Origin of the sequence: Cupriavidus gilardii (assembly GCF_013314895.1) — a bacterium.
GTDB lineage: Bacteria > Pseudomonadota > Gammaproteobacteria > Burkholderiales > Burkholderiaceae > Cupriavidus > Cupriavidus gilardii_C.
The window spans coordinates 116,793-143,267 of record NZ_JABTYE010000015.1 but is presented as its reverse complement, the minus strand read 5'-3'; the positions used below and the strand labels follow the sequence as shown (position 1 = coordinate 143,267).

The following is a 26,475-nucleotide window of genomic DNA, read 5'->3' as shown; positions in this document are numbered from 1 at the left end:
CGGCGGCAGGGGCGGGGTTGGCGGCGTCGGCTGCCGTGTCGGCTGCCGTGTCGGCGGGCTCGACGTCGAGCACCAGTCCCAGCCGGCCGGTCACGCGCACCGCCTGCCCGGTCTGCAGCGGCGCCGCGCTGCGCACGCGCCAGCGTTCGCCCTGTACTTCGGCCCAGCCTTCGTCGATGATGCGGCCGGCATTGCCGACCACGCGGGTGTCGGCGATCACCGCGGGCTGCCGGCGCGCACGCACGGCGGCCGCCGACACGCCGAAGCTCAGCGCGGCCGCCGCCAGCGACAGCGTGCCGATCAGCCACAGCGGCACGCCGAAGCCCGGGATGTCGGTGTCGATCAGCATCACCGCGCCGAGCGCGAAGGCCACGATGCCGCCCAGGCCGAGCGCGCCGAAGCTCGGCAGGAAGGCCTCGGCCACCATGCAGCCGATGCCCAGCGCGATCAGCGCCAGGCCGGCGTAATTGATCGGCAGCATCTGCAGCGCGAACAGCGCCAGCAGCAGACAGATCGCGCCGGCCACGCCTGGCAGCACCATGCCGGGCGTCGAGAACTCGAAGATCAGCCCGTAGATGCCGATCATCATCAGGATCAGCGCGACACTCGGTTCGGTGAGTACCGCCAGCAGCCGATAGCGCCAGTCGGGCTCGAGCTCGACCACGCTGGCCTGCGCGGTACGCAGCGTGCGCGACGCGCCGGCGGCGACCACGGCGCGCCCGTCGACTGCGCGCAGCAGCGCCGGCACATCGGGCGCGATCAGGTCGACCACGCGCTGCGCCGCGGCCTCGTCGGCCGACAGGCTGACCGCTTCGCGCACCGCGCGCTCGGCCCATTCGGCATTGCGCCCGCGCAGCTGCGCCAGGCCGCGGATATAGGCGGCGGCATCGTGCAGCTGCTTGCGCTCGAGCGTGCTCAGCGAGTCGTCCTTCCTGTCCGAGGAGGCGGCACCGCCGGGCGCGCTTGCCGCGCTGGCCGCGCCCTCCGATGCGGGCACGGCACGCACCGGACGCTCCCCGCGCTGACCCCGGTCTTCGCGCTCGGGCCCGCCGATGCCGAGCCGCACGGGGCTGGCCGCGCCCAGATTGGTGCCCGGCGCCATCGCGGCCAGGTGGCTCGCGTAGAGGATGTAGGTGCCCGCGCTCGCCGCGCGCGCCCCGCCGGGATAGACGTAGCTGAGCACCGGCACCGGGCTGGCGAGGATGTCCTGGATGATCTGCCGCATCGACGGGTCCAGGCCGCCCGGCGTGTCCATCTCCAGCACGATCAGCTGGGCCCCGGCCTGGCGCGCCTGCTCGAAGCCGCGCCGCAGGAAGCTCGCGCTGGCCGGGCCGACGGCGCCCTTGAGCGGGATCAGATAGACCGGCGCGGCCGGGTTCGGCTGCGCACGCGCGGGGTTCGCCGTGCCGCCAGGCTGGGCCAGCGCCAGGGTCATGCCGGCAATCAGCAGCAGCACGGCGGCGAGACGTTGCGCGAACCTTGCCTGTGCGTTCATGGATCTGCGCTCGTGAAGTGGAGGGCCGCCGATGTCGTCCTGGCCGGCCGAACCGCGGTGCGCGGTGGGCGCCTGGCGGCGCTGCTTCCAGTGTAGGCGACACGACACCGCTTGCCCGGGACGGTGGCGTGGTCTTGCCGGCCCCGCCGTCGTGCTTTGCCGGCCGCGGGTACGATAGCGGGATTGCCGACGCGCCAGAACGGAGAATCCGCATCGTGTCAGTCTCGCCCTCCCGCAATCCCGAGCTGGTCCACGGCGCGCTCGCCGGTAGCGAAGCCCACCGTCCGGGCGCATGGGCGGTCGCGCTCGGCGGCCTGGTGTCGCTGGCGGTCGCCATGGGCATCGGCCGCTTCGCCTTCACGCCACTGCTGCCGATGATGCTGCACGACGGCAGCGTGACGCTGCATCAGGGCGGGTGGATCGCGACCTGGAACTACATCGGCTATTTCGTCGGCGCGCTGGCCTGCCTGCTGATCCGGCCCGATGCTGCGCGCATGGTGCGCTGGGGGCTGGCGGCCACCGTGGCGCTGACGCTGGCGATGGCGCTGCCGCTGGGCATGCTGGCCTGGTCGCTGTGGCGCGCGGCAGCCGGCGTCGCCAGCGCGTTCGTACTGGTCTACACGACGGCCTGGTGCATGCAGCGGCTGGCCGAGGCCGGCAAGCCGGCGCTCGGCGGTCTGATCTTCTGCGGACCGGGCATCGGCATCGTCGCCACCGGGGTATCGGCCTTCGGCATGGTCGGCATGCGCTGGAGCGCGGCCTGGGGCTGGATCGCGTTCGGCGTGCTGGCGCTGCTGCTCGTGGCGGCGGTGTGGCGCATCTTTCAGCCCGATGCGGTGCAGCGCACGGCCGCAACGTCCACGAGCGCCGCGCCGGCCCGGCGGGCCACGATTTCCGGCGAGGCCTGGGCGCTGACGGTGGCCTACGGTCTGGCCGGCTTCGGCTACATCATCACCGCGACCTTCCTGCCCGTGATCGCGCGCCAGGCGATGCCGGGCTCGCTGTGGGCGGACCTGTTCTGGCCGCTGTTCGGCGCCGCCGTGGCGCTCGGCGCGCTGACGGCGGTGCGCATCGGCGTGCGGCACGACAACCGCGTGCTGCTGGCGTTGGCCTATGGCATGCAGGCGGCGGGCGTGGCGATCGCGGCGGTGTGGCCGACGCTGGCCGGATTCGCGCTGAGCAGCCTGCTGGCCGGGCTGCCGTTCACGGCGCTGGTGCTGTTCGCCATGCACGAGGCGCGCCGGCTTGCGGGCGAGCAGGCGCCGCGGCTGATCGGCCTGATGACCGCGGCCTACGGGCTCGGGCAGATCGTCGGGCCGCCGTTCGCCACCGCGCTGGTGGCCCGCACCGGCGGCTTTGCCGCCTCGCTGATCGGCGCGGCGGTGGCGCTGCTGATCGGGGCGCTGATCTACCTGTGGCTGCGTCGGGTCGCGCCGCTGCCGTCCGCGGCGGCGCCGCACGCCTGAGCCGAGGCCGGCGGTCCACCGGCCTTCGCGCTTGGGCTACAGTATCGCCTTCGCCGCCGTCGGCGGCCGGCTTCCGGGCCGGCATCGCCGAACGCGCAAGGAGCCATCGATGTCCTTCGCCCTGCAACCCGCCCGCGCCACCGGCGCCTCCGCCAACGCATCTGCGACCGCCTCCGAGGCCGAGCGCCGCACGCGCATCGATCTTGCCGCGGCGTACCGGCTGTGCGCGCTGGCCGGCTGGGACGACCTGATCTACACGCATATCTCGGCGACGGTGCCGGACGAGCCCGATCACTTCCTGATCAATCCCTTCGGCCATGCCTTCGACGAGATCCGCGCGTCGGATCTGGTCAAGATCAACGGCCGCGGCGAGGTGGTCGGCGACAGCCCGCATCCGGTCAACGTGACCGGCTTTGCGCTGCACGCGGCCGTGCACGCGGCGCGTCCCGATGCGGTCTGCGTGATGCACCTGCACAATACCGCGGGCGTCGCGGTATCGGCCCAGGCCGACGGCCTGCTGCCGCTGTCGCAGCATGCGATGCGCTTCCATGGCCGGCTCGCCTATCACGATTACGAGGGCCTGGCCTTCACGCCCGCCGAGGGCGCGCGGCTGACTGCCTCGCTGGGCGGCCATCCCGCCATGCTGCTGCGCAACCACGGCACGCTGACGGTGGGTCGCACCGTCGCCGAGGCCTATGTGCTGATGGCCACGCTGATCAAGGCCTGCGAAATCCAGCTCGGCGCGCTGGCCGCGAACCGCGTGGTGCTGCCCGCGGTCGAGGTGGCGACGCGGACCTCGGCCCAGCTCGACGACGGCGGCGCCATCGAGGGCGCGCTGGAATGGCCGTCGCTGCTGCGCAAACTCGATAAAATCGATCCCTCATATCGGGACTGACGGCACCGCCCGCTTCAGTCCCTGCACCCTTCACCCATAACAACAGGAGCCATTCATGCCGACTTTCCACGTAGAGATGTTCGAGGGCCGCACCGTCGAGCAGAAGCGCAAGTTCGTCGAGGAAGTGACCCGTGTCACCTGCGAAACGCTCGGCTGCTCGGCCGGCGCGGTCGACATCATCATCACCGACGTCAAGCGCGAGAACTGGGCCACCGGCGGCGAGCTGTGGGCCGACAAGAAGTAAGGCCTCGCGCAAGCCGCGCCATGCGCGGGCATCCATGAACCGGCGCCTGGCGCCTCTGAACGGAACGGTCATGCAGCATTTCGCCTCGGACAACTACGCCGGCTTCTGCCCGGAATCGCTGAAGTACTTCCTCGAAGCCAACGGCAGCGGCCACGAGCAGGCCTATGGCGACGACTCGTGGACGCAGAAGGTCTGCGATCGCATCCGCGACCTGTTCCAGACCGATTGCGAAGTGTTCTTCGTGTTCAACGGCACGGCGGCCAATTCGCTGGCGCTGTCGGCGCTGTGCCAGTCGTATCACTCCGTGATCTGTCACGAGCTGGCGCATATCGAGACCGACGAATGCGGCGGGCCGGAGTTCTTCTCCAACGGCTCGAAGCTGCTGACGGCGCCCGGGGCGAACGGCAAGCTGACGCCGGACGCGATCGAGGCGCTGGTTACGCGCCGCAACGATATCCACTATCCGAAGCCCAAGGTGGTGTCGCTGACGCAGTCGACCGAGGTCGGCACCGTCTACACGGTAGAGGAAGTCCGCGCGATCTCGGCGATCGCCAAGCGGCGGCAGCTGCGGGTGCATATGGACGGCGCGCGCTTTGCGAACGCGGTCGCGTCGCTGGGCGTGCATCCGTCCGAGATCACGTGGCGCGCGGGCGTCGACGTGCTGTGTTTCGGCGGCACCAAGAACGGCCTGCCGGTCGGCGAGGCGGTGGTGTTCTTCGATCGCAAGCTGGCCGAGGATTTCGCCTATCGCGTCAAGCAGGCGGGGCAACTGGCCTCGAAGATGCGTTTCATCTCGGCGCCGTGGCTGGGGCTGCTGGAGAACGACGTGTGGCTGTCCAACGCCCGCCATGCCAACGCGATGGCGCAGCTGCTGCACGATCGGATCGCCAGCATTCCCGGCGTGCGCATCATGTTCCCGACCCAGGCCAACGCCGTGTTCGCCGAACTGCCGCTGCCGGCGATCGAGGCGCTGCGCGCGCGCGGCTGGCGCTTCTATACCTTCATCGGCGCCGGCGGCTGCCGCTTCATGTGCGCGTGGGATCTGCAGCCCGAGACGGTCGAAGCGCTGGCGGCGGACATGCGCGAGGTTTGCGCCGCGTGACTCCCGGCGCGTCCACGCGGATCGCTGTCTGACCCCGGCGCATCGCGCCATCGAACAGGAAATCGAGCCATGCCCTCCTATCGCTACTGTCCCCACTGCGGCACGCCGCTGATGGCGCTGCCGATGTCCGGGCGCGAACGCATGGCCTGCGTGCAGGACGACTGCCAGTTCGTCCAATGGGACAACCCGCTGCCGGTGCTGGCCGCGGTGGTCGAGTACGAGGGCAAGCTGCTGCTGGCGCGCAATGCCGCGTGGCCGCCGTCGATGTATGCGCTGGTCACCGGCTTTCTGGAGCGCGACGAAACGCCGGAAGCGGGCGTCGCGCGCGAGCTGAAGGAAGAGACCAATCTCGATGCGCAATCGGTGTCGCTGATCGGCGTCTACGAATTCATGCGCAAGAACGAGCTGATCATCGCCTACCACGTGCGCGCGACCGGCACCATCGCGCTGTCGGAAGAGCTGGCCGACTACAAGCTGGTGGCGCCGGAGAAGATGCGGATCTGGAACGCCGGCACCGGCTTCGCGGTGGCCGACTGGCTGGCCGCGCGCGGCTATCCGGTGCGCTTCTTCGACCGCCAGACCGGCGAGGACATCCCCGATCCGCGCCAGGCCGCGCAGACGGAGGGCGCCGGCGCGACGCTACAATACCGGCCATGAAGCCTCAAGGAAGGCTTGCCGACATCGCCCATACCAGGGAAACAAGGAAGAGACCATGGAGTTCCAGAAGGAAGTGGACGCGCGCGGGCTGAACTGCCCGCTGCCGATTTTGCGGACCAAGAAGGCGCTGGCCGATATGGCCAGCGGAGAAGTGCTGAAGGTGCTGGCCACCGACCCGGGCGCCACGCGCGACTTCCAGGCCTTCGCCAAGCAGACCGGCAACGAGCTGCTGTCGCACCAGGAGGTCGACAAGGTGTTCGTGTTCTATATGAAGCGCCGGTAAGCAGACCGCGCTGCAAACGACAAAGCCACCGTCAGGTGGCTTTTTTTGTTTTGCCATTCGGCGACGCAGCCCACACGGGCCTTGCTTAGCCGTTGTCGGAGGCCGCCGACGGAAATGCTGTGCGCATGGCGGTCACAAACATCTCCGCCTGCCCGACGAGTTCCGCGGCGTCGGCCAGTTCGACCGAGTTGCTCTTGTAATCGGCCTTGGCCATCAATGTTGCAGGTGTCAGTTTGCCGTTCACAGGCGGACGCCTTCGATAGCGATGTTCCGCAGCAGGGCAGGATTGTCGTACGCCTCAGGATGCTCCCACTCATCGAGCCAGACCGGTAACGGCGAAATATTGACGCCGGTTTCGAGCAGGACATCGAAGGCGACGTCCGCCATCGCCAGCTTGGTCGGGAGAAATCGCTGATGTTCGCCGGCGAGCAGGACGGCCACATCGGCATCGCTGTCGGGGCGGTGAGTGCCACGGGCGCGGCTGCCGTAGACGATGGCGCCCGCGGTCGGATAACGGCGGGAAATCAGGCGCAGGAAGTGCCGGACGGCGGCTTCGGTGTCATGGTCGAGGCGGTTCACAGTGGGCTCCCATGGCAAGTGCTGCTTGGATACCGCAGCCATGATAGTGCAATGCCAGCACCTCGACCATACGACCCATGGGTCGGGCGCCAGCATGCGCTGCCGCCCTTGCGCGTCCCGTCTGCCACGGCGGCCGGGGACAACGCTGACCCGCTTCTGGCTCAGATCCGCTCGCGCAGATAGCTGCCGAACTCGTCGCGGACCTCGGGATGCTTGAGCGCGAACTCGACCATCGCCTTCAGATAGCCGAGCTTGCTGCCGCAGTCGTAGCGCACGCCCTGATAGCGGTAGGCCAGTACCTGTTCCTGGCCGAGCAGCGACTGGATCGCGTCGGTCAGCTGGAATTCGCCGCCGGCGCCGGGCTTCAGGTTGCGGATATGTTCGAAGATGCGGGGAGTCAGGATATAGCGGCCGACCACGCCGAGATTGGACGGGGCCACTTCGGGATCCGGCTTTTCGACGAGGCCGGCGACCTTGATCACGCCTTCGTCCCACTCCCGGCCGTCGACGACCCCGTAAGATTTACTCTGCTCGGGTGCAATTTCTTCCACACCGAGGATGGAGCAGTTGTAATGGTTGTAGAGGTCGACCATCTGCTTCATCACGGGCGGCTCGCCATCCAGCAGGTCGTCCGCCAGCATCACGGCGAACGGGGTGTCGCCGACCAGCTTCTCGGCGCACAGCACGGCGTGGCCCAGGCCGAGCGCCTCGGGCTGGCGCACGTAGAAGCATTCCACATGCGACGGCTTGATCGAGCGGACCACCTCGAGCAGCGCCTGCTTGTTTTTCGCCTCCAGCTCGACCTCGAGCTCGTAGGCCTTGTCGAAATGGTCTTCGATCGCTCGCTTGGAGCGGCCGGTCACGAAGATCATCTCCGTGATGCCGGCGGCCATCGCCTCTTCGACCGCATACTGGATCAGCGGCTTGTCCACCACGGGCAGCATTTCCTTCGGGCTCGCCTTGGTTGCGGGCAGGAAACGGGTGCCGAGCCCGGCTACCGGGAATACGGCCTTGGTGACGCGGGTTTCCATAAAAGAGGCTCCTTCTCAGTTTTGATGTCGTCAGCCTTGCGTTAAAGCAAGGCGCATGCCCTGGACCGCGCTGCCGGCACGGATGCCGACACCGAACGCCGACGCGGTCGGTGTCGACGTCATGCCGGCAGCCGTTGCAACTGGTCCTGCAGCTTGGCCAGCGTCTGTTCGAAGTCGGCCAGCCGCTGGTTTTCCTGTTCGACCACCGCCGCCGGCGCCTTGGCGACGAAACTCTCGTTGGCCAGCTTGCCGCGGGCCTTGGCGATCTCGCCGCCGATGCGCTGGATTTCCTTGCCGAGGCGAACGCGTTCGGCGGCGACATCGATTTCGATCTTCAGCAGCAGGTGGCTGCCGCCGACGATGGCAACCGGCGCACCAGCGCCTTCGGCCATCAGGGTCTGCTCGTCTTCGAAGACGCGAACCTCGGAAAGTTTCGCCAGCGCCTGGATATAGTGCTTCGCCGCGTTCAGGAACGTGCTGTCGCCGTGCGCGTACAGCGGAATCCGCTGCGCCGGCGAGATGTTCATTTCGCCGCGCAGGTTGCGGCAGGCGTCGACCATCGCCTTGAGCTGCGCGACCCACGCCTCGGCCGTTTCGTCGATCTTGGCTGCAGCGGCGAGCGGGTAGGGCTGCAGCGCGATCGATTCGCTGCCGTCGCCCTTGCCGCGGCCGGCCAGCGGTCCGACCTTCTGCCACAGCTCCTCGGTGATGAACGGGATGATCGGATGCGCCAGCCGCAGCACGGTCTCGAGCACGCGCAGCAGCGTGCGGCGCGTGGCGCGCTGCTGCGCCGGCGTGCCGTTCTGGATCTGCACCTTGGCCAGCTCCAGATACCAGTCGCAGTACTCGTCCCAGACGAACTTGTAGATCGCGTTGGCGATATTGTCGAAGCGGTATTCGGCGAAGCCCTTGTCGACCTCGGCCTCGACCCGCTGCAGCAGCGACACGATCCAGCGGTCGGCCTGCGAGAAGTCCAGGTAGCCGTCCGGGCCGCAGTCCTGGTTGCACGGCCCCATGCCGCAGTCGTGCCCCTCGGTGTTCATCAGCACGAAGCGGGTCGCGTTCCACAGCTTGTTGCAGAAGTTGCGGTAGCCCTCGCAGCGGCCGGTGTCGAAGTTGATGTTGCGCCCGAGCGTGGCGAGCGAGGCGAAGGTGAAGCGCAGTGCGTCGGCGCCGAAGGCCGGGATGCCGTCCGGAAATTCCTTCTTCGTCTTGGCCTCGATCTTCGGCGCATCCTTGGGCCGGCGCAGGCCGGTGGTGCGCTTCTTCAGCAGTTCGGGCAGCGCGATGCCGTCGATCAGATCGACCGGATCGAGCGTGTTGCCCTCGGACTTGCTCATCTTCTTGCCTTCGGAGTCGCGCACCAGGCCGTGTACGTACACGTCCTTGAACGGGACCTGGCCGGTGAAGTGCTTGGTCATCATGACCATGCGCGCGACCCAGAAGAAGATGATGTCGTAGCCGGTGACCAGCACCGACGACGGCAGGAAGTGTTCGAGTTCGGGCGTCTTTTCGGGCCAGCCCAACGAGGAGAACGGCACCAGCGCCGACGAGAACCAGGTGTCGAGCACGTCTTCGTCGCGGCGCAGCGGCCCGTCAAAGCCGGCCGACTGCGCCTGCGCGCGCGCCTGCTCTTCAGTGCGCGCGACGTAGCAGTTGCCGGCCTCGTCGTACCAGGCCGGAATCTGATGGCCCCACCACAGCTGGCGCGAGATGCACCAGTCCTGGATATTGGCCAGCCACTGGTTGTAGGTGCTGACCCAGTTCTCCGGGATCAGGCGGATTTCCCCGCTTTGCACGGCATCGAGCGCGACCTCGGCGATCGAGCGGCCCGGATGGAAGGTGCCTTCCGGCGCGGGCTTGCTCATCGCGACGAACCACTGGTCCGTCAGCATCGGCTCGATCACGCTGCCGGTGCGCTCGCTCCTGGGCGTCATCAGCTTGTGTTTCTTGACCTCGACCAGCAGGCCCTGCCCGTCGAGGTCGGCGACGATGCGGCGGCGCGCCTCGAAGCGGTCCAGGCCGACGTACTGCGCCGGCGCGTTGTCGGCGATCTTCGCGTCCAGCGTCAGCACCGAGATCTGCGGCAGGTTGTGGCGCTGGCCCACCGCATAGTCGTTGAAGTCGTGGCCGGGCGTGACCTTGACCACGCCGGTACCGAATTCGCGGTCGACGTAGTCGTCGGCGATCACCGGGATCTCGCGATCGGTCAGCGGCAGCTTCGCCATCTTGCCGATCAGATGCGCGTAGCGCTCGTCCTCCGGATGGACCATCAGCGCGACGTCGCCGAGCATGGTTTCCGGACGGGTGGTGGCCACCGTCAGATGGGTCAGCCCCGTGCGCGTATCCGGCTCGACCAGCGGATAGCGGATATGCCAGAGCGAGCCTTCTTCCTCGACGCTGTCGACCTCCAGATCGGACACGGCGGTGCCCAGCACCGGGTCCCAGTTGACCAGCCGCTTGCCGCGGTAGATCAGCCCCTGCTCATGCAGGCGCACGAACACCTCGGTGACCACGGCGGACATCTTCGGGTCCATCGTGAAATATTCGCGGCTCCAGTCGATCGACGCGCCCATGCGCCGCACCTGCCGCGTGATGGTCGATCCCGATTCCTCCTTCCAGGCCCACACCTTCTGCACGAAGGCCTCGCGGCCGAGGTCGTGCCGCGAGACGCCCTGCGCGTCGAGCTGGCGCTCGACCACGATCTGCGTCGCGATGCCGGCGTGGTCGGTGCCGGGTACCCACAGCGTGTTGGCGCCCCGCATGCGCGCATGCCGCGCCAGGCCGTCCATGATGGTCTGGTTGAACGCGTGTCCCATGTGCAGCGTGCCGGTGACGTTGGGCGGCGGCAGCTGGATGGCGAAATCGGGCCGGTCCGGGTCGAGGGTCGGCTTGGCGATTCCCCGTTTTTCCCACTCGGGGCCCCATTTTGCCTCGATGGCGGCGGGTTCGAAGCTCTTGGCTAGGGACTGGTCTTGGGCGGTCATGCTTGGGATGTCGATCGATGCGTGAAGGCCGAGCGAGCCGGTGCGGCTCTCGCGGTCTGGTGCGCGCCTGGCGGGCGCGGCCAAAGGGAGACAAGCCCTAAATTATAGGGGAGCCCGCTCGGTGACGCCCAAAATGCCCATGCGGGGCGCGCCTGCCCGCCGCGCGCCGCTTCACATCCACCGCAGGACGAACCGCAGTATCGCCCCTTCGTTGCCGCCGATGCGTTCGCTAGAGCACGGTCGAGGCGCGCCGCCGGGCCTATCGTCTGCGTTGGGGGCTCGGGCAGGGGACGCCGCATGGCGGTCCGGGCGGGTTGCCGGGGCACGGGCGGGCCCGGCGCAGCTGTCGGCCGACGGCCGGGTCATGGACATGAACCAGAACGATAACGAACACAATCAGGGAGGCGCCGCCGGCCACAGCCTGGCGCCGCTGCTGCTGCGCTTGCGCCGGGCTCCGGTGCGGGCGCGCGGCCGGGTCACCTTCGAACGCATTCTCGATACCACCGCGTCGCTGCTGGACGAAGTCGGGGTCGAGCGGATCACCACCAATCTGATCGCCAGCCGTGCGGGGATCAATATCGCCACGTTGTACAAGTACTTTCCCAACAAGCTGTCGGTCATCAACGCGCTGTTCGAGCACCAGATGCGCCAGCGCGCGGCCGATTCGCTGGCGGTGCTGCCGTCGGCCGGGGCGGTGGCGGACTGGCGCGCGGTGGTCGATGCGGTGTTCGACCAGGTCCGCACCGCGCGCAGCCGCCAGCCGGGCAGCATCGCGCTGCGCCGGGCGATGCAGTCGTCGCCGGAGCTGCGCCGCATCCACGATGCCACCAGCCGAGAGGTCGCCGAGCTGCTGGCGCGCTGGCTGATGCAGCACCAGCAGGTGGCCGAGGAAGACGCCCGCCTGACCGCGCGCTGCGCCATCGAAGTGCTCACCGCGCTGATGGACCTGGCCGAACTCGAGGGCGAGGCGGTGCGCGAGCGGATCCACGGCGAGGCCCGGCGTCTGCTGAAGGCGTGCCTGGCGCCCTGCTTCGAGCCGCAGCGGCTCGACGACGCGTCGGCGTCCTAGCGCGTGCGGCAAGGGCCGGAGAGGGGCGCGCCGTTATAATGGCCCGATTCCTCAAGGCCCCTCCCGATGTCCGATCTGCTTGCCAATCTGAACGCCGAACAACTTGCCGCCGTCACGCTGCCGGACGAACCGGCGCTGATCCTGGCGGGCGCGGGCAGCGGCAAGACGCGCGTGCTGACCACGCGCATCGCGTGGCTGATCCAGAACGGCCGCGTGTCGCCGGCGGGCATCCTGGCGGTGACCTTCACCAACAAGGCCGCCAAGGAGATGCAGACGCGGCTCTCGTCGATGCTGCCGATCAACACGCGCGGCATGTGGATCGGTACCTTCCACGGCCTGTGCAACCGCATGCTGCGCGCGCATTTCCGCGATGCCGGCCTGCCGCAGACCTTTTCGATCCTCGACAGTCAGGACCAGTTGTCGGCGCTCAAGCGCCTGCTGAAGTCGCTGAACGTCGACGACGAAAAGTATCCGGCCAAGAACCTGCAGTACTTCATCAACAGCGCCAAGGAGCAGGGCCTGCGCGCGGCCGATGTCGAGGCCAACGACGACTTCAACCGCCGCTTCGTCGATCTGTATGCCGCCTACGACGAGCAGTGCCAGCGCGAGGGCGTGGTGGATTTCGCCGAGCTGCTGCTGCGCTGCTACGAGCTGCTGCGTTACAACGACGCGATCCGCCAGCACTATCAGCACCGCTTCCGCCATGTGCTGGTCGACGAGTTCCAGGACACCAACGTGCTGCAGTACCAGTGGCTGAAGCTGCTGGCTGGCTTCGGTACCGGCAACGCGGCCGCGGTGTTCGCGGTGGGCGACGACGACCAGAGCATCTATGCGTTCCGCGGCGCCAATGTCGGCAACATGCGCGACTTCGAGCACGAGTTCCGCGTGCGCCATCTGATCAAGCTGGAGCAGAACTACCGCTCGCACGGCCATATCCTGGACTCGGCCAACCACCTGATCGCCCACAACGCGCGCCGGCTCGGCAAGAACCTGCGCACCGATGCGGGCCACGGCGAGCCGGTGCGGGTCTTCCAGGCCGGCACCGACGGGCAGGAGGCGAGCTGGCTGGTCGAGGAGATCCGCGATCAGATCGCGCAGGGCACCAGCCGCGCGGAGATCGCGATCCTGTATCGCAGCAACGCGCAGTCGCGGGTAATCGAGCACGCGTTGTTCTCGTCGGGCATTCCGTACCGCGTCTATGGCGGCCTGCGCTTCTTCGAGCGCGCCGAGGTCAAGCACGCGCTGGCCTATCTGCAACTGCTGGAGAATCCGCGCAACGACGCCGCCTTCGCCCGCGTGGTCAACTTCCCCACGCGCGGCATCGGCGCGCGTTCGATCGAGTCGCTGCAGGACGCCGCGCGGCAGTACAACTGCGCGCTGACGGAGGCGGTGGCCTATGTTGCCGGCGCGGCCGGCGGCAAGCTGGCGTCGTTCGTCCGGCTGATCGACCAGATGCGCTTCGAGACCCGCCAGATGACGCTGCCGGAGACGGTCGAATACGTGATCAATACCAGCGGCCTGATCACCCATTACCAGGCCGAGAAGGAAGGCCAGGACCGCATCGAAAACTTGCGCGAACTGGTGACGGCGGCGCAGGCCTTCGTGGTCGAGGAGGGCTACGGGCTCGATGCGCCGGCCAACGCGATCCCGGTCAGCCGCCGGCAGAGCCTCGATCGGCCGCTGCCGGCGCTGGCCGAGGGCGACCAGGAACAGCAGGTGCTGGACCCGGAAGCGCTGCCCGAGGTCATGACGCCGCTGGTCGCGTTCCTGACGCACGCCTCGCTGGAAGCCGGCGACAACCAGGCGCAGGCCGGCCAGGACGCGGTGCAGATGATGACCGTGCACGCGGCCAAGGGCCTCGAATTCAATGTGGTGTTCATCACCGGGCTGGAGGAAGGGCTGTTCCCGCACGAGAACAGCATGCTCGACGCCGACGGGCTCGAGGAAGAGCGCCGGCTGATGTATGTGGCGATCACGCGGGCGCGCGAGCGGCTGTACCTGTCGTTCGCGCAGAGCCGCGTGCTGCATGGACAGGTGCGCTACCACATCCGCTCGCGCTTCTTCGACGAGCTGCCCGAGGGCGCGCTGAAGTGGCTGACCCCGCCGGCGCAGAGCTACGGCGCGCAGCGGCGCCAGTCATCGGAGAGCGCGTGGGGCCGCGACTGGTACAAGCGCGCCGAGGATGTCCCCTATACCGGCAGCCGTTCGACCGGCGGCATGGATACCGGCAACGGCTATGCCGACCAGAAGCGGCAGGCGGAGTCCGGCTGGCGCATCGGCCAGCAGGTCTTCCACAACAAGTTCGGCGAGGGCGTGATCAAGGCGCTGGAAGGCGAGGGCGCCGACGCGCGCGCCAATATCGAGTTCAAGCGACACGGCGCCAAGTGGCTGGCGCTGTCGGTGGCAAAGCTGGACGCGATCGATTGATCGATTGAGGCGGGGCGCGCGCGGCGCTTGCCGTCTCGCTTGCCCTCTCCCCCGGCCCCTCTCCCGCGAGCGGGAGAGGGGAGAAAACCGATGGGGTTGTTCTCCGCATTGGGCTTGATAACCCGACGGTGTTCTCCCTCTCCCCCTCAGGGGGAGAGGGCCGGGGAGAGGGGGTGGTTTCAACCCACCGCTGTATCCCCCTCCGGCGGCGCGACATTGAAGCAGCCGCGATAGGTCGCATAGAACGAGCAGTACAGGATCGCCAGCATCAGCAGCGAATACGGCGTGACCAGGAAGGACAGCACGCCCTCGGCGCCGAAGGCGCTGAAGATCGCCTCGAGGAAGAACGGCACCGCCACCAGCAGCAGCGCGAACAGCATCGCATAGGCGAAGAAGGCCCCGCGGTTGCGCCAGCAGGCGGTCCAGCTGAAGAACAGCGCCTTGACCGGCGGCACGTTGTGCCAGGCGGCGAGCAGCGGCGCGAACCAGAACATCATCGCGATCGGCGTGTACAGCGCCGCGCCGACCAGCAGCGCGAAATACAGCTGGCGGATCGCCTCTTCCGTCGGCGGCTCTTCCTTCAGCAGCACCGGCAGCAGCGCGCGCATGTCGACCAGCGTGCCGGCGATCAGGCTGAGCACGAATACCAGCCCCGCATAGATGCCGCCCAGGATCAGCAGATGGCGCGCCGCCTGCTTGCCGTTGCTGCGAAAGCCCGCCAGCAGCACGGTCGGCATTACCCTGCGGTTCTGGATCACCTCGCGGCAGGCGGTCATGATGCCGACCGACAGCCCCGGCGTCAGCACCAGCAGCGCGATGATGCCGATCAGCGGAATGAAGATCGCGATCTGCGCGGCGATCAGGTAGATGAACAGCAGCATCAGGAAGGTCAGCGGGTTCTTGCGGAACAGCCACAGACCCTGGCGGAACCAGACGTAGCCTTCCTTGGCGGGGACTTCCAGTAGTTGCATGACGAATCGGGTCCGAATCAGGTGCGGCGATCAAGGGCTGCCATCGGCGTGGCGCCCATCAGGTCCAGGGGAGCGCGGTGGCGGCGATGCGCCGGCGCAGGATGCGTTCGAAGTGGGTCGGGTCGTGCGGCTCGAGCATGTCGGCCTCGCGCGGCAGATGGTAGTCCCACAGCCGCGAGACCCAGAAGCGCAGCGCGCCGGCCCGCAGCATGTGTTGCCAGTGCTCGGCCTCGACCGCGTCCAGGGGTCTGACCGCATGATAAGCCTGCAGCAGGGCCGTCGCGCGCGGCGCGTCGAGCTCGCCGCTGGCCAGGTCGATGCACCAGTCGTTGACGGTCACGGCCAGATCGAACAGCCACTTGTCGTCGCCGGCAAAGTAGAAGTCGAAGAAGCCGCCCAGGCGCGACTGGCCGTTGCCCGCGTCCTCGAACAGCACATTGTCGCGGAACAGGTCGCAATGGCAGGGTCCGCCCGGCAGCGCGGCATAGGCGGCGCCGCCAAAGAACGCGCTCTGGAACGCGAGTTCGTCCTGCAGCAGCGCGCGCTGGCTGTCGTCGAGGAATGGCAGGATCTCGCCTTCGGTCTCGCGCCACCACGCCAAACTGCGCAGGTTCGGCTGCTGGCGCGGATAACCGCGGCCGGCCAGATGCATGCGCGCCAGCATGTCGCCGACCTCGGCGCACTGCTGCGCGTTCGGCGACAGCTGCGAGCTGCCCGGCAGCCGCGTGACGATGGTGGCGGGCTTGCCCTTGAGTGTGCGCAGGATCTCGCCGTCCTTGCCGGGCATCGGGGCGGGCACGCGAATGCCGCGCTCGGCCAGATGCGCCATCAGATGCAGGTAGTACGGCAGCTGGTCGAAGCGCAGGCGCTCGAAAATGGTCAGCACGTAGTCGCGCGTCTGGCCGTCCTGCTCCATCGTCACGAAGAAATTGCTGTTCTCGATGCCCGAGGGAATGCCGCGCAGTGCGCGCAGCGTACCGAGGTCGTAGTCGAGCAGCCAATGCGCGATCTCGTCGTGCGAGACCGTGGTGAATACAGCCATACTGTCTTGTCTGGTTGGAACCGGATGTAAAGCCGGATGGCGCCGGCGGACATGGGCCCGCGGCATGCCGTGGCGCCGCGGGCAGCGGCGTCCGGCGCGGCCCGGGAGCGAACCCCCGGCCGGGAGCGGTGAAACGTCGGATGGCGCGCGCGGACGGGGCAGCCCCGTCCGCGGCAGGCTCAGAACTGCAGCACGCGCACCGAAGGCACGCGATTGACTTCGCGTTCGCGGATGCGCGGCGAGCTGTCCTCCGGGCGGCTCATCTGGTACTGCGTGCCGGCGCCGGACTTCACTTCGATATCGACCTGCTGGCCGCGGCGGTCCCGGTACTCGCGCACCTGCGTGCCATCGGCCTCGTTCAGCTGGAAGCTCGGCTCGCGCGGGTGGTTCAACTGCGTACGCTGCGCCGGGGCGATGGGCTTGTTGTTGATCTCGTTCAGTTCCTGCTGGGACAGCGCGCCGTTGTCGTCCGCGGCCTGCCGGGCCGATTGCGGCGTCGACGGTTCGGCCGGCTGCTGGGCCAGCGCCACCGGTGCGGCGATCAGCGCGAGCACCGTCGCGGCCAGCGTCAGGCCGCGTCGCGCCACCCCGGGCAGGGGCTCCGGCTCGTCCGCGCTGGCGGCCGGAAGGGAATGGGAGGTCATCTCGGGCTCCTGTGCGATGCGCGCGGCGTGCCGGCGCATCCGAATGGGCGCCGCGCGCGGCAGGGCCGGGCGCGACTCGGGCATCAGGCTTGCATTCTAGCAATTCCTGCCGCCCGCGGGCCCGCGGCGAGGCGGTTCGGGCACTCCGGCTCCGGCCCGCCGGCCGCCGTCTCACAGATAGAACATCTCTTCCTTCGGCGGGATCGGCGTATCGCCGCCGCGGCGCTCGTAGTAGTCGTAGACCGCCTCGAGCACCTCGTGCGGCTCGTCGACGATCTGCATCAGATCCAGATCGTGTTCGGCGATCAGGCCCATCGGCAGCAGCGTGAAGCGGAACCAGTCGAGCAGCCCCTTCCAGAAGCGGCTGCCCACCATCACCACCGGCACCGCGCGCGACTTGCCGGTCTGCACCAGCGTCAGCACCTCGGCCAGTTCGTCCAGCGTGCCGAAGCCGCCCGGCATCACGATGAAGGCGTCCGAGTTCTTGACGAAGGTCACCTTGCGCGTGAAGAAATGGCGGAAGCGCATGGCGATGTCCTGATACGGATTGCCCTGCTGTTCGTGCGGCAGTTCGATATTGAGGCCGACGCTGGCGGACTTGCCCGCATGCGCGCCCTTGTTGGCCGCTTCCATGATGCCGGGGCCGCCGCCGGAGATCACGGCAAAGCCCGCGTCGGAGAACAGCCGCGCGATTTCGATGGTCTGCTGGTAGTACGGCGAATCCTCGCGCAGGCGCGCGCTGCCGTAGATCGACACGGCCGGCCGGACCTCGGACAGGTACTCGGTCGCCTCGATGAACTCTGCCATAATCGTGAACATTTGCCACGAGGCGCGCGCCTTCTTTGCCGTCGCGCGATCTTCGTCGGCCAGCGCACGCAGGCTGGGAATCATCTTGCGCGGGTTGGCCCGCGCCGCCTTGGCGGACGCCGGCGCATCGGCGGGCGAGGCGGTATCGCCCGGGCCATCGTCGGCGGGGCCGACGGTGACGTTCACATCCATATCCGCAGCCGTGGTGATCTTGCCTTCGTTGGCACGGACCGCCGCGGTCACGGGGTTGCTGTGGCTGCCGGCCACGCCATTGGCGTGGTCGGGGGCGGTGGGTTCACCGCTTGCCGCGGCACCAGTCAATTTCGAGTCCATGGGAATGTCGGATAGTCCTAAAACACTGCTGCTCGTCGATGGGTCGAGCTATCTGTACCGCGCGTATCACGCGCTGCCGGATCTGCGCAACGGCGAAGGCCTGCCCACGGGGGCCATCTACGGCATGATCAACATGCTGCGCAAGCTGCGCAACGATTACCCGGCAGAGTATAGCGCCTGCGTGTTCGACGCCAAGGGCAAGACCTTCCGCGATGCGCTGTACCCCGCATACAAGGAACATCGGCCGCCGATGCCCGACGATCTCGCGCGGCAGATCGAGCCGATCCACGAAGCGGTGCGCGCGCTGGGCTGGCCGATCGTCGTGGTCGATGGCGTCGAGGCCGACGACGTGATCGGCTCGCTCGCCTGCCAGGCCACCGCCGAAGGCATCCGCACCGTGGTATCGACCGGCGACAAGGATCTGGCCCAGCTGGTGAACGACAGCGTCACGCTGGTCAATACGATGAGCGGCGAAGTCCTCGATCCGCCGGGCGTGATCGCCAAGTTCGGCGTGCCGCCCGAGCGGATCGTCGACTATCTGTCGCTGATCGGCGATGCGGTCGACAACGTGCCGGGCGTGCCCAAGGTCGGCCCCAAGACTGCGGTCAAATGGCTGACCGAATACGGTTCGCTCGACGGCATCATCGCCAATGCAGACAAGATCAAGGGCGTGGTCGGCGAGAACCTGCGCAACACGCTCGAATGGCTGCCGCGTGCGCGCGAACTCGTGACGGTGAAGATCGACTGCGATCTGTCCGACCCGATTCCCGACTTCCATTCGCTGCGCGACGTCGGCGAGGACAAGGAAAAGCTGGTCGCATTCTTCTCGCGCTATGGCTTCAAGACCTGGCTGCGCGAGCTGACCGGCGAAAAGCTGCCCGACGCGCGTGCGCAGGCTGCCGCCGCGGCCTCGCGCAACGGTGCCGGCCAGGGCAGCCTGTTCGACGGCCCTGCCGCGGAAGCGAGCGACGAGACGCCGACCGAAACGCCCCCGGCGGAGATCCGCTACGAGACCGTGGTCACCGAGTCCGCGCTCGAGGAATGGGCGCGCCGCATCGAACGCGCCGAGCTGACCTGCATCGATACCGAGACCACGTCGATCGATCCGATGCAGGCGCAACTGGTGGGCATCTCGCTGTCGGTCGAGCCGGGCATTGCCTGCTATATCCCGGTCGCGCATCAGGGCCCCGATGTGGCCGGCATGGAAGGCCGCGGCCAGCTGTCGCGCGACTTCGTGCTGGCGCGGCTGCGCGCGTGGCTCGAAGATCCGGCGCACCACAAGGTCGGCCAGCATCTGAAGTACGACGTGCATGTGTTCGCCAACCACGGCATCGCGCTGCGCGGGATCCGCCATGACACCATGCTCGAGAGCTACGTGCTGGCCTCGCACCGCAATCACGGCATGGACAGCCTGGCCGAACGGCTGCTCAACCTGAAGACGCTGACCTACGAAGAGGTCTGCGGCAAGGGCGTCAACCAGCTGTGCTTCGATCAGATCGACCTGGCGCGCGCAACCGAATACGCGGCCGAGGACGCCGACGTGACCCTGCGCCTGCATCGCAAGATGTATCCGCAGCTGGAGGCGGCCGAGGGCCTGCGCTACGTCTACGAGCGCATCGAGATACCGGTGTCGGTGGTGCTGCAGAAGATCGAACGCAACGGCGTGCTGATCGACGCGCAGCGCCTCGCCGCGCAGAGCGCGGAGCTGGGTCAGCGGATGATGGAGCTGGAGCAGCGCGCCTACGAGGCGGCCGGTCAGCCGTTCAATCTCGGCTCGCCCAAGCAGATCGGCGAGATCCTGTTCGGACGGATGCAGCTGCCGGTCATCAAGAAGACCAGCAGCGGCGCGCCGTCGACCGATGAAGAGGTGCTGCAGAAGCTGGCCGAGGACTATCCGCTGCCACGCCTGCTGCTCGACTATCGCGCGCTGTCCAAGCTCAAATCGACGTACACCGACAAGCTGCCGCGCATGGTCAATCCGGCCACCGGCCGCGTGCATACCAGCTACGGCCAGGCCACCGCGGTGACCGGCCGGCTGGCGTCCACCGAGCCGAACCTGCAGAACATTCCGGTGCGCACCGAGGAGGGCCGGCGCATTCGCGAGGCCTTCATCGCGTCGCCCGGCCATGCGATCGTCTCGGCCGACTATTCGCAGATCGAGCTGCGCATCATGGCCCATATCTCCGGCGACGAGAATCTGCTCGGCGCCTTTGCGCGCGGCGACGATATTCACCGCGCGACCGCGGCCGAGATCTTCGGCGTGGCGACCGATGCGGTCAGCAGCGAGCAGCGCCGCTATGCCAAGGTCATCAACTTCGGCCTGATCTACGGCATGAGCGCGTTCGGCCTGGCCAGCAACCTGGGCATCGAGCGCGAAGCGGCCAAGCACTATATCGACCGCTATTTCATGCGCTATCCCGGCGTGGCGCGCTACATGGAAGAAACGCGCCAGACCGCGCGCGAACAGGGCTATGTCGAGACCGTGTTCGGCCGCCGGCTTTGGCTGCCGGACATCAACGGCGGCAACGGTCCGCGCCGCCAGGCCGCCGAGCGCGCGGCGATCAACGCGCCGATGCAGGGCACCGCGGCCGATCTGATCAAGCTGTCGATGATCGCGGTACAGGACTGGATCGAGCGCGAGTCGCTCGGCACGCGCCAGATCATGCAGGTGCACGACGAACTGGTGCTGGAGGTGCCGACCGGCGAACTGGAACTGGTGCGCACGCGCCTGCCTGAACTGATGTGCGGCGTGGCCGAGCTGCGGGTGCCGCTGGTCGCCGAGACCGGCGTTGGCGCGAACTGGGAAGAAGCGCACTGAGCGCCGTGCGCGCCGTGATCGCGTTCGGTCCGGCGCCTTGCCAACCTTGCTGCATTGCAGCAAACTGACGCAAGAACGGAAGCAGACACAAGCAAGCGGCAGTACCCGCCGGCATGCCGGCGGTCCGACCATCCAGAACGGGTAGAACATGCAAACAAGCGCGCATCGGATTGTCGTAGTCGGCGGTGGAGCAGGTGGGCTGGAACTGGTAACGCGTCTGGGTGACAAGCTGGGCAAGCGCGGCGCCGCGCATGTCACGCTGGTGGACCGCTCGCCCACGCATATCTGGAAGCCGCTGCTGCACGAAGTCGCCGCCGGCAGCATGGATCAGAACACGCACCAGCTCGAATATGCGGCGCAGGCGCTCTGGCACCATTTCGAGTTCCAGCAGGGCGAGCTGACGGGCCTGGATCGCACGCGCAAGACCATCTCGGTCGCTGCCTGCGTCGATCAGGACGGCATCGAACTGCTGCCCGCGCGCGACATTCCCTATGACACGCTGGTGCTGGCGATCGGCTCGGTCACGCATTTCTTCGGCACGCCCGGCGCGGCGGAGCACGCGATCGCGCTCGATACCGTCGAGCAGGCCGAGCGCTTCCGCCGCCGGCTGATTTCGGCATGCGTGCGGGCGCAGAACGGGCTCGCGCGGGGCGACAGCGATGGCGATGGCCGCCCCGACGTCGATGTCGTGATCGTCGGCGCCGGCGCGACCGGCGTCGAGCTGTCGGCCGAACTGCGCAATACCGCGCAGGTGCTCAATGCCTACGGGCTGCACCGGCTGGACCCGCGCCGCGACATCCACATCACGCTGATCGAAGGCGGTCCGCGCATCCTGCCGGCGCTGTCCGAGCGTGTGTCGAAGGAAACCGCCGAGCTGCTGCGCAAGCTCGACGTGCGCATGCTGGTCGGCGAGCGTGTCACCGAGATCGGGCCCGACGCGGTCCTCACCGCCAGCGGCAAGCGGATTCCGGCCGAGCTGACAGTCTGGGCGGCCGGGATCACCGCACCGCCGGTACTGAAAACACTGGGCCTGCCGCTGAGCCGGCAGGGACAGATCGTGGTCAAGCAGACGCTGCAGAGCGAAGAGGACCCGGACATCTTTGCATTCGGCGATTGCGCCAGCTGCCCGTGGCCGGCCAAGCAGACCACGGTGCCGCCGCGCGCGCAGGCCGCGCACCAGCAGGCCAGCTTCCTGTACGACGCGCTGCGGGCACGGCTGGAAGGCCGGCCGCTGCCGGAATTCCAGTTCAAGGATCTGGGCTCGCTGGTATCGCTTGGCCGTTTCACGGCGGTCGGCAATCTGATGGGCGGCCTGATCGGCGGCTCGATGTTCATCGAGGGGCTGATGGCCCGGCTGATGTACACCTCGCTGTACCGCATGCACGTGATGGCGCTGCACGGCGCGGTGCGCATGGCGCTCGATACGGTCGCCCACTGGCTGCGCAGCAAGACCCATCCGCGCGTGAAGCTGCATTGAGCGGCGGACGGCCCTCGGCGAGACAGGCGACGCCCGTCGTTTGCCGCGCTGCCGCCCTGCAGCGTGCGCTGAACACCATGTTTGCTTAGAATCGCCTTCCTGATGCCCCGGCTCGTCCGCTGGCGCAGCGTCCCGCCCGTCCGCCAACATCAGGAGAGACCGCATGCTCAAGCCCGAAGTGGAAAGCCTCGTACCCGGCCAGACGTTCGACCGGCGCAGCTTCGTCAAGACCGCCCTCGGCTCGGCCTTCGCCGCCGCGGCACTGCCGGTCACCGCGCAAGCGATCAAGACCGATTTCGACGGGCTGACGGCCGGCGAAGTCACGATCCCGTCCGGCGACTTCAAGATGCCGATCTACCGCGCAATGCCGCAGGGCAAGCGCGACCTGCCGGTGGTGCTGGTGATCAGCGAGATCTTCGGCGTGCACGAATACATCGCCGATACCTGCCGGCGCTTCGCCAAGCAGGGCTACCTGGCGATCGCGCCCGAGCTGTTCGCCCGCCAGGGCGATCCGACCAGCTTCGGGACGATCCAGGAACTGCAGCGCGAGATCATCGCCAGGACGCCGGACAACGAAGTGCTGGGCGACCTCGATGCGGCCGTCGCATGGGCCGGCGCCAACGGCGGCAACCTCGGCAAGGTCGGCATCACCGGCTTCTGCTGGGGCGGCCGCATCGTCTGGCTCTACGCGGCGCACAGCAGGCAACTGAAGGCCGGCGTGGCCTGGTATGGCCGGCTGAGCGGCGACACGACCCAGTTGCAGCCGCGCCATCCGATCGATATCGCGGCCCAACTGAAGGCCCCGGTGCTGGGCCTGTACGGCGGCAAGGACACCGGCATTCCGCTGGAGGCCGTCGACAAGATGAAGGCGGCGCTCGCCGCGGCCAATAACCCGGCGGCCAAGGCATCGAAGTTCATCATCTACCCCGAGTCCGGCCACGCCTTCCATGCCGACTATCGTCCGAGCTACCGCGAAGCCGATGCGAAGGACGGGTGGCAGAAGTGCCTGGCGTGGTTCAAGGAGCATGGGGTGGCGTAGCGGCATCGCGCCGTCCCTCGGGAAGTGAACGGACAGCTTGTCGGGATCATCCCTATAATGGGTACGATCGTACCTAAATTGGGGATATAGATGGGACTGGCCGACTTCATGTTCTCGCCCGGGGTCCAGCGTGTACTGGCTCGTGTCTACGGCGAGCCGATGCGGACGTTCACCCTGAGTGAGCTCATTGACCATGCCGGCGGCGGGCGTGGCAACGGTCAACGTCATATCGAGCGGCTCCTCGACGCTGGAGTGCTGTCGGAAGAGCCACGACGCGGCAAACAGCGGGTGATCCGTGCGAATACGGATTTCGCGCTGTACCCGGAATTGCTGAGTATTTGCACCAAGTCGTTTGGCCTGGTGGAGCCGATTCGGAGTGCATTGCGTCCGTTTGCGGCTGAAATCAGCGAAGCGTTTCTTTTTGGCTCAGTCGCACGCGAAGAAGACGGCCATCGCAGCGATATCGACGTGATGGTGATAGGAACGGCCCCGATGATGGCGCTAATGGACGCAATGCTGAAAGTCGAGGCGGAACTTGGTCGCGCTGTACATCTGAATGCGTACTCTCCTGCCGAATGGGCGGATCTCGTGAGCAACGACCCCGTCGTTGCACGAATTGCCGCCGGATCGATCGTGAGGGTGCTACCCGATGTCCCGGCCACAGGAATATGACAATCTGATTCGTCTCAACTGCTTTACCGAACAACCTCGAACCCCTGGCGCGCTGGAGGCCTATTTGCGCAACGCGCGAGCTTATTTGGCTGCTGGCCGAAAGTTGGACGCTGGGGAGGCATCAATGCCGGTTTTTTCGATTGCGTACGAAGGTTTCTTCCAGGTGGTACGGGCGGTGCTGGAGTTCCATGAGGTGCGGATTCGCGACGCCGGACGCAATACGGCGATTCAGCGGGTATGCGCGGGCCTGGGAATGACGAACGCCGAATTCGCTTTTGTCGTGAACGCCCATATGCGGCGCAATGGCACCAGCTATACGTCTCCCTTTCCACCAATTTCAGCGAGCCAGGCAACCAGCCTGCTCGCGATACTCGAAAAGTATTTGAGCGAGGCTCACCGCTTGACAGGCGTCCCGTGCCCGACGGGGTAGCCAGTCCGATAACGGGCTGCTTCAAGCCCATTGCAAAACCTCCCCCGACCTCCGTACAATGCGGGCTTTGCGCCTCTTGCAACAGTGTTGCGTTTATCGGGGCCGGCACGGCCGGCGCCGTAGTCGACGACCGGTGAGAGGCGAACCCTCCGGGAGCCCATCATCTTTTCCACGCTCGTCCTGATCCTGCTGGCCACCACGATTTCCGGCGTGGGCAGCATTCTTGGTGCCGCCTTGCTGTCACTGACCGCGGCTTCGCGTGTGGTGGAGCGCATGGTCAGTTTTTCGGTCGGCGTGCTGCTGGCCACCGCCTTGCTGCATTCGCTGCCGGAGGCGTTCGCGTCGGGCGCCGATCCGCGCGCGCTGTTCGGCACGCTGCTGGCCGGCCTGCTAGGTTTCTTCTTGCTGGAAAAGATCTCGCTGCTGCGCCACTCGCACCATCACGAGGGCGACGGGCATCACCACCATCACGGCCATGATCGGGAGGAGGCCGGCCGCAGCGGCCTGACCATCCTGGTCGGCGATACCTTTCACAACTTTGCCGATGGCATCGTGATCGCCGCGGCCTTCCTGGCCGATCCCAAGATCGGCATCGTGACGGCGCTGGCGATCGCCGCGCATGAAATCCCGCAGGAAGTCGGCGACTTCATCGTGCTGCTCAATGCCGGGTTCTCGAAGGCGCGCGCGTTCGCCTTCAATCTGCTGTCGAGCCTGGCCGCGGTGGCCGGCGGTCTGGTGGGCTATTTCCTGCTCGACGAGATGAGCAGCTGGGTGCCGTATGTGCTGGTGATCGCCGCCAGCAGCTTCCTCTATATCGCCGTCAGCGATCTGATGCCGCAGATGCAGCGCAAGCCGCGCTGGCGCGAATCGATCGTTCAGGTGGTGCTGGTGGCCGCGGGCATTGCGGCGATCGTGTGGGTGACCGACGGCACCCACGATCACCATGGGCACGGCGAGGCCGGTCATGGCGGGGCCGGCCATGCACATGCGCATGCCGACCACTGAGCGCCGCCAGCCGCCGCTGCACGGGCGGCCGGCTCGACTGGCGCAGGCCTAGCGCTCCCCAGTCGCGACCGGCCGCGCCGGATCCGCGCACCACTCGCTCCACGAGCCGGGGTAGAGCGCCGCGCCGGACAGTCCGGCGACTTCCAGTGCGAGCAGATTGTGGCAGGCCGTGACACCGGAGCCGCACTGCATCACCGAGCGTTCGGCCGGGGTCGCACCCAGCACGCCACCGAATTCTCCACGCAGCGCCTCGGCCGGCTTGAAGCGGCCGTCTGGCAGCAGGTTGTCCCGGAAGCAGCGATTGACCGCTCCCGGAATATGGCCGCCGACGGGGTCCAGCGTTTCGTTCTCGCCGCGGAAGCGATCCGGCGCGCGGGCATCGACGACCAGCAGGCTCGGCGACTGCAGATTGGCCATCAGCGTATCGGCGTCGACGGTGCCGACCAGCGAGGGGCGCCGGGTCAGGTTGCCGCCGGCATGGGCTTCGGGTTCGGGCGTGGTGCCGCTTTCCAGCGGCAGGCCGGCGGCGACCCAGGCCTGCTTGCCGCCGTCGAGCACGGCAACGGCCTCGTGGCCGATCCAGCGCAGCAACCACCAGGCACGGGCCGCATACATGCCGCCCTGCGCGTCGTAGACCGTCACCTGGCTGTCGTCGTTGACGCCCAGAGCGCGCAGGCGCGCGGTCAGCGCGTCCGGATCGGGCAGCGGATGGCGGCCGTTGCGGCCGGTCTTCTCGCCCGACAACTCGTTGTCCAGATGCAGATAGAAGGCGCCGGGCAGATGGCTCTGGTGGTAGGCCGCGCGGCCTGCCGCGGGATCGGTCAGGTCGAAGGAGCAATCGATCAGCACGCTGTGCCGGCCCGGATCCTGGCGCAGCGCATGCAGGTCGGCGCAGGAGATCAGCGTGGTCCAAACGGCTTGGGGCATCGTGAAACCTGTCTAGTGGCGACGGATCGTCGAGGAACCCCGATGATCGCCGAAAGTGGCGCCTGCCGCTATCGG

24 protein-coding genes are annotated in these 26,475 nt (G+C 67.6%); 14 read left to right on the top strand and 10 right to left on the bottom strand.

Annotated elements, in window-relative coordinates; genetic code table 11:
- On the bottom strand, positions 1-1,495 hold a 1,495-nt coding region (locus tag HTY53_RS16130; protein ID WP_174107610.1), incomplete at its 3' end, for an NfeD family protein.
- A gap of 215 nt (positions 1,496-1,710) precedes the next feature.
- Between HTY53_RS16130 and HTY53_RS16125 the strand changes: the two genes are divergently transcribed.
- From HTY53_RS16125 to HTY53_RS16100, 6 genes are all read left to right on the top strand, one after another.
- The gene (locus tag HTY53_RS16125) at positions 1,711-2,961 is read left to right on the top strand and encodes a YbfB/YjiJ family MFS transporter (RefSeq protein WP_438820967.1); all 1,251 of its coding nucleotides are present in this window, start codon (positions 1,711-1,713) and stop codon (positions 2,959-2,961) included.
- Between the two features lie 109 nt (positions 2,962-3,070).
- Entirely contained in the window at positions 3,071-3,856 is a 786-nt protein-coding gene (locus HTY53_RS16120) for a class II aldolase/adducin family protein (RefSeq protein WP_174107609.1), read from the top strand.
- 55 nt (positions 3,857-3,911) lie between these two features.
- The gene (locus HTY53_RS16115; protein ID WP_006578927.1) at positions 3,912-4,100 is read left to right on the top strand and encodes a 4-oxalocrotonate tautomerase; all 189 of its coding nucleotides are present in this window, start codon (positions 3,912-3,914) and stop codon (positions 4,098-4,100) included.
- A 70-nt stretch (positions 4,101-4,170) separates the two neighbouring features.
- A complete protein-coding gene (locus tag HTY53_RS16110) occupies positions 4,171-5,202 on the top strand; it encodes a threonine aldolase family protein (protein WP_174107608.1) in 1,032 nt (343 codons plus the stop codon).
- Positions 5,203-5,271: 69 nt separating this feature from the next.
- Positions 5,272-5,859: an NUDIX domain-containing protein gene (locus HTY53_RS16105; protein ID WP_174107607.1), complete on the top strand. Its 588-nt coding sequence runs from the start codon at positions 5,272-5,274 to the stop codon at positions 5,857-5,859.
- A gap of 55 nt (positions 5,860-5,914) precedes the next feature.
- A complete protein-coding gene (locus HTY53_RS16100; protein WP_006578930.1) occupies positions 5,915-6,142 on the top strand; it encodes a sulfurtransferase TusA family protein in 228 nt (75 codons plus the stop codon).
- An 85-nt stretch (positions 6,143-6,227) separates the two neighbouring features.
- Here HTY53_RS16100 and HTY53_RS16095 read toward each other — a convergent pair whose 3' ends face one another.
- The 4 genes from HTY53_RS16095 to HTY53_RS16080 form a co-directional block, all read right to left on the bottom strand.
- On the bottom strand, positions 6,228-6,386 hold the full coding sequence (locus tag HTY53_RS16095; RefSeq protein ID WP_174107606.1) for a hypothetical protein: 159 nt from the start codon (positions 6,384-6,386) through the stop codon (positions 6,228-6,230).
- Complete coding sequence (locus HTY53_RS16090; RefSeq protein WP_174107605.1) at positions 6,383-6,721, bottom strand: nucleotidyltransferase domain-containing protein; 339 nt, start codon at positions 6,719-6,721, stop codon at positions 6,383-6,385. Before HTY53_RS16090 ends, HTY53_RS16095 begins: the two co-directional genes overlap by 4 nt.
- Positions 6,722-6,882: 161 nt before the next feature.
- Positions 6,883-7,752, bottom strand: a complete 870-nt coding sequence (gene galU, locus HTY53_RS16085) for a UTP--glucose-1-phosphate uridylyltransferase GalU (RefSeq protein ID WP_174107604.1) — start codon at positions 7,750-7,752, stop codon at positions 6,883-6,885.
- 119 nt (positions 7,753-7,871) lie between these two features.
- Entirely contained in the window at positions 7,872-10,739 is a 2,868-nt protein-coding gene (locus HTY53_RS16080; protein ID WP_174107603.1) for a valine--tRNA ligase, read from the bottom strand.
- 370 nt (positions 10,740-11,109) lie between these two features.
- Here HTY53_RS16080 and HTY53_RS16075 point away from each other — a divergent pair, with 370 nt between their 5' ends.
- Together HTY53_RS16075 and HTY53_RS16070 are read left to right on the top strand one after the other, a co-directional pair.
- Positions 11,110-11,808 carry a TetR/AcrR family transcriptional regulator gene (locus tag HTY53_RS16075; RefSeq protein WP_174107602.1) on the top strand — a complete coding sequence of 233 codons (699 nt, stop codon included), beginning with the start codon at positions 11,110-11,112 and terminating at the stop codon, positions 11,806-11,808.
- Between the two features lie 66 nt (positions 11,809-11,874).
- Positions 11,875-14,235, top strand: coding sequence for a UvrD-helicase domain-containing protein (locus HTY53_RS16070; protein WP_174107601.1), 2,361 nt, complete (start codon positions 11,875-11,877; stop codon positions 14,233-14,235).
- Between the two features lie 179 nt (positions 14,236-14,414).
- On the opposite strand, the gene HTY53_RS16065 is transcribed toward HTY53_RS16070, so the two are convergent.
- The 4 genes from HTY53_RS16065 to HTY53_RS16050 form a co-directional block, all read right to left on the bottom strand.
- Positions 14,415-15,206: a BPSS1780 family membrane protein gene (locus HTY53_RS16065; RefSeq protein WP_174107600.1), complete on the bottom strand. Its 792-nt coding sequence runs from the start codon at positions 15,204-15,206 to the stop codon at positions 14,415-14,417.
- 58 nt (positions 15,207-15,264) lie between these two features.
- The gene (locus tag HTY53_RS16060) at positions 15,265-16,248 is read right to left on the bottom strand and encodes a homoserine kinase (RefSeq protein WP_174107599.1); all 984 of its coding nucleotides are present in this window, start codon (positions 16,246-16,248) and stop codon (positions 15,265-15,267) included.
- A 179-nt stretch (positions 16,249-16,427) separates the two neighbouring features.
- The gene (locus tag HTY53_RS16055; protein ID WP_238512466.1) at positions 16,428-16,892 is read right to left on the bottom strand and encodes a hypothetical protein; all 465 of its coding nucleotides are present in this window, start codon (positions 16,890-16,892) and stop codon (positions 16,428-16,430) included.
- A gap of 171 nt (positions 16,893-17,063) precedes the next feature.
- The gene (locus HTY53_RS16050; protein ID WP_238512465.1) at positions 17,064-18,032 is read right to left on the bottom strand and encodes a TIGR00730 family Rossman fold protein; all 969 of its coding nucleotides are present in this window, start codon (positions 18,030-18,032) and stop codon (positions 17,064-17,066) included.
- Between the two features lie 4 nt (positions 18,033-18,036).
- On the opposite strand from HTY53_RS16050, the gene polA reads away from it, so the two are divergent.
- The 6 genes from polA to HTY53_RS16020 all read left to right on the top strand — a co-directional run bounded on the left by polA (position 18,037) and on the right by HTY53_RS16020 (position 25,473).
- Positions 18,037-20,850 (top strand): DNA polymerase I, encoded by a 2,814-nt coding sequence (polA, locus tag HTY53_RS16045; protein ID WP_174107597.1) that lies wholly within the window; start codon positions 18,037-18,039, stop codon positions 20,848-20,850.
- Between the two features lie 148 nt (positions 20,851-20,998).
- Complete coding sequence (locus HTY53_RS16040; RefSeq protein WP_174107596.1) at positions 20,999-22,327, top strand: NAD(P)/FAD-dependent oxidoreductase; 1,329 nt, start codon at positions 20,999-21,001, stop codon at positions 22,325-22,327.
- A gap of 163 nt (positions 22,328-22,490) precedes the next feature.
- Entirely contained in the window at positions 22,491-23,366 is an 876-nt protein-coding gene (locus HTY53_RS16035; RefSeq protein WP_174107595.1) for a dienelactone hydrolase family protein, read from the top strand.
- A gap of 90 nt (positions 23,367-23,456) precedes the next feature.
- Positions 23,457-24,038 (top strand): nucleotidyltransferase domain-containing protein, encoded by a 582-nt coding sequence (locus HTY53_RS16030; RefSeq protein WP_174107594.1) that lies wholly within the window; start codon positions 23,457-23,459, stop codon positions 24,036-24,038.
- Entirely contained in the window at positions 24,016-24,468 is a 453-nt protein-coding gene (locus HTY53_RS16025) for a hypothetical protein (RefSeq protein ID WP_174107593.1), read from the top strand. Before HTY53_RS16030 ends, HTY53_RS16025 begins: the two co-directional genes overlap by 23 nt.
- A 210-nt stretch (positions 24,469-24,678) precedes the next feature.
- Positions 24,679-25,473 carry a ZIP family metal transporter gene (locus HTY53_RS16020; protein WP_238512463.1) on the top strand — a complete coding sequence of 265 codons (795 nt, stop codon included), beginning with the start codon at positions 24,679-24,681 and terminating at the stop codon, positions 25,471-25,473.
- 48 nt (positions 25,474-25,521) lie between these two features.
- On the opposite strand, the gene HTY53_RS16015 is transcribed toward HTY53_RS16020, so the two are convergent.
- On the bottom strand, positions 25,522-26,400 hold the full coding sequence (locus HTY53_RS16015) for a sulfurtransferase (protein WP_174107592.1): 879 nt from the start codon (positions 26,398-26,400) through the stop codon (positions 25,522-25,524).
- Between the last annotated feature and the right edge of the window lie 75 nt (positions 26,401-26,475).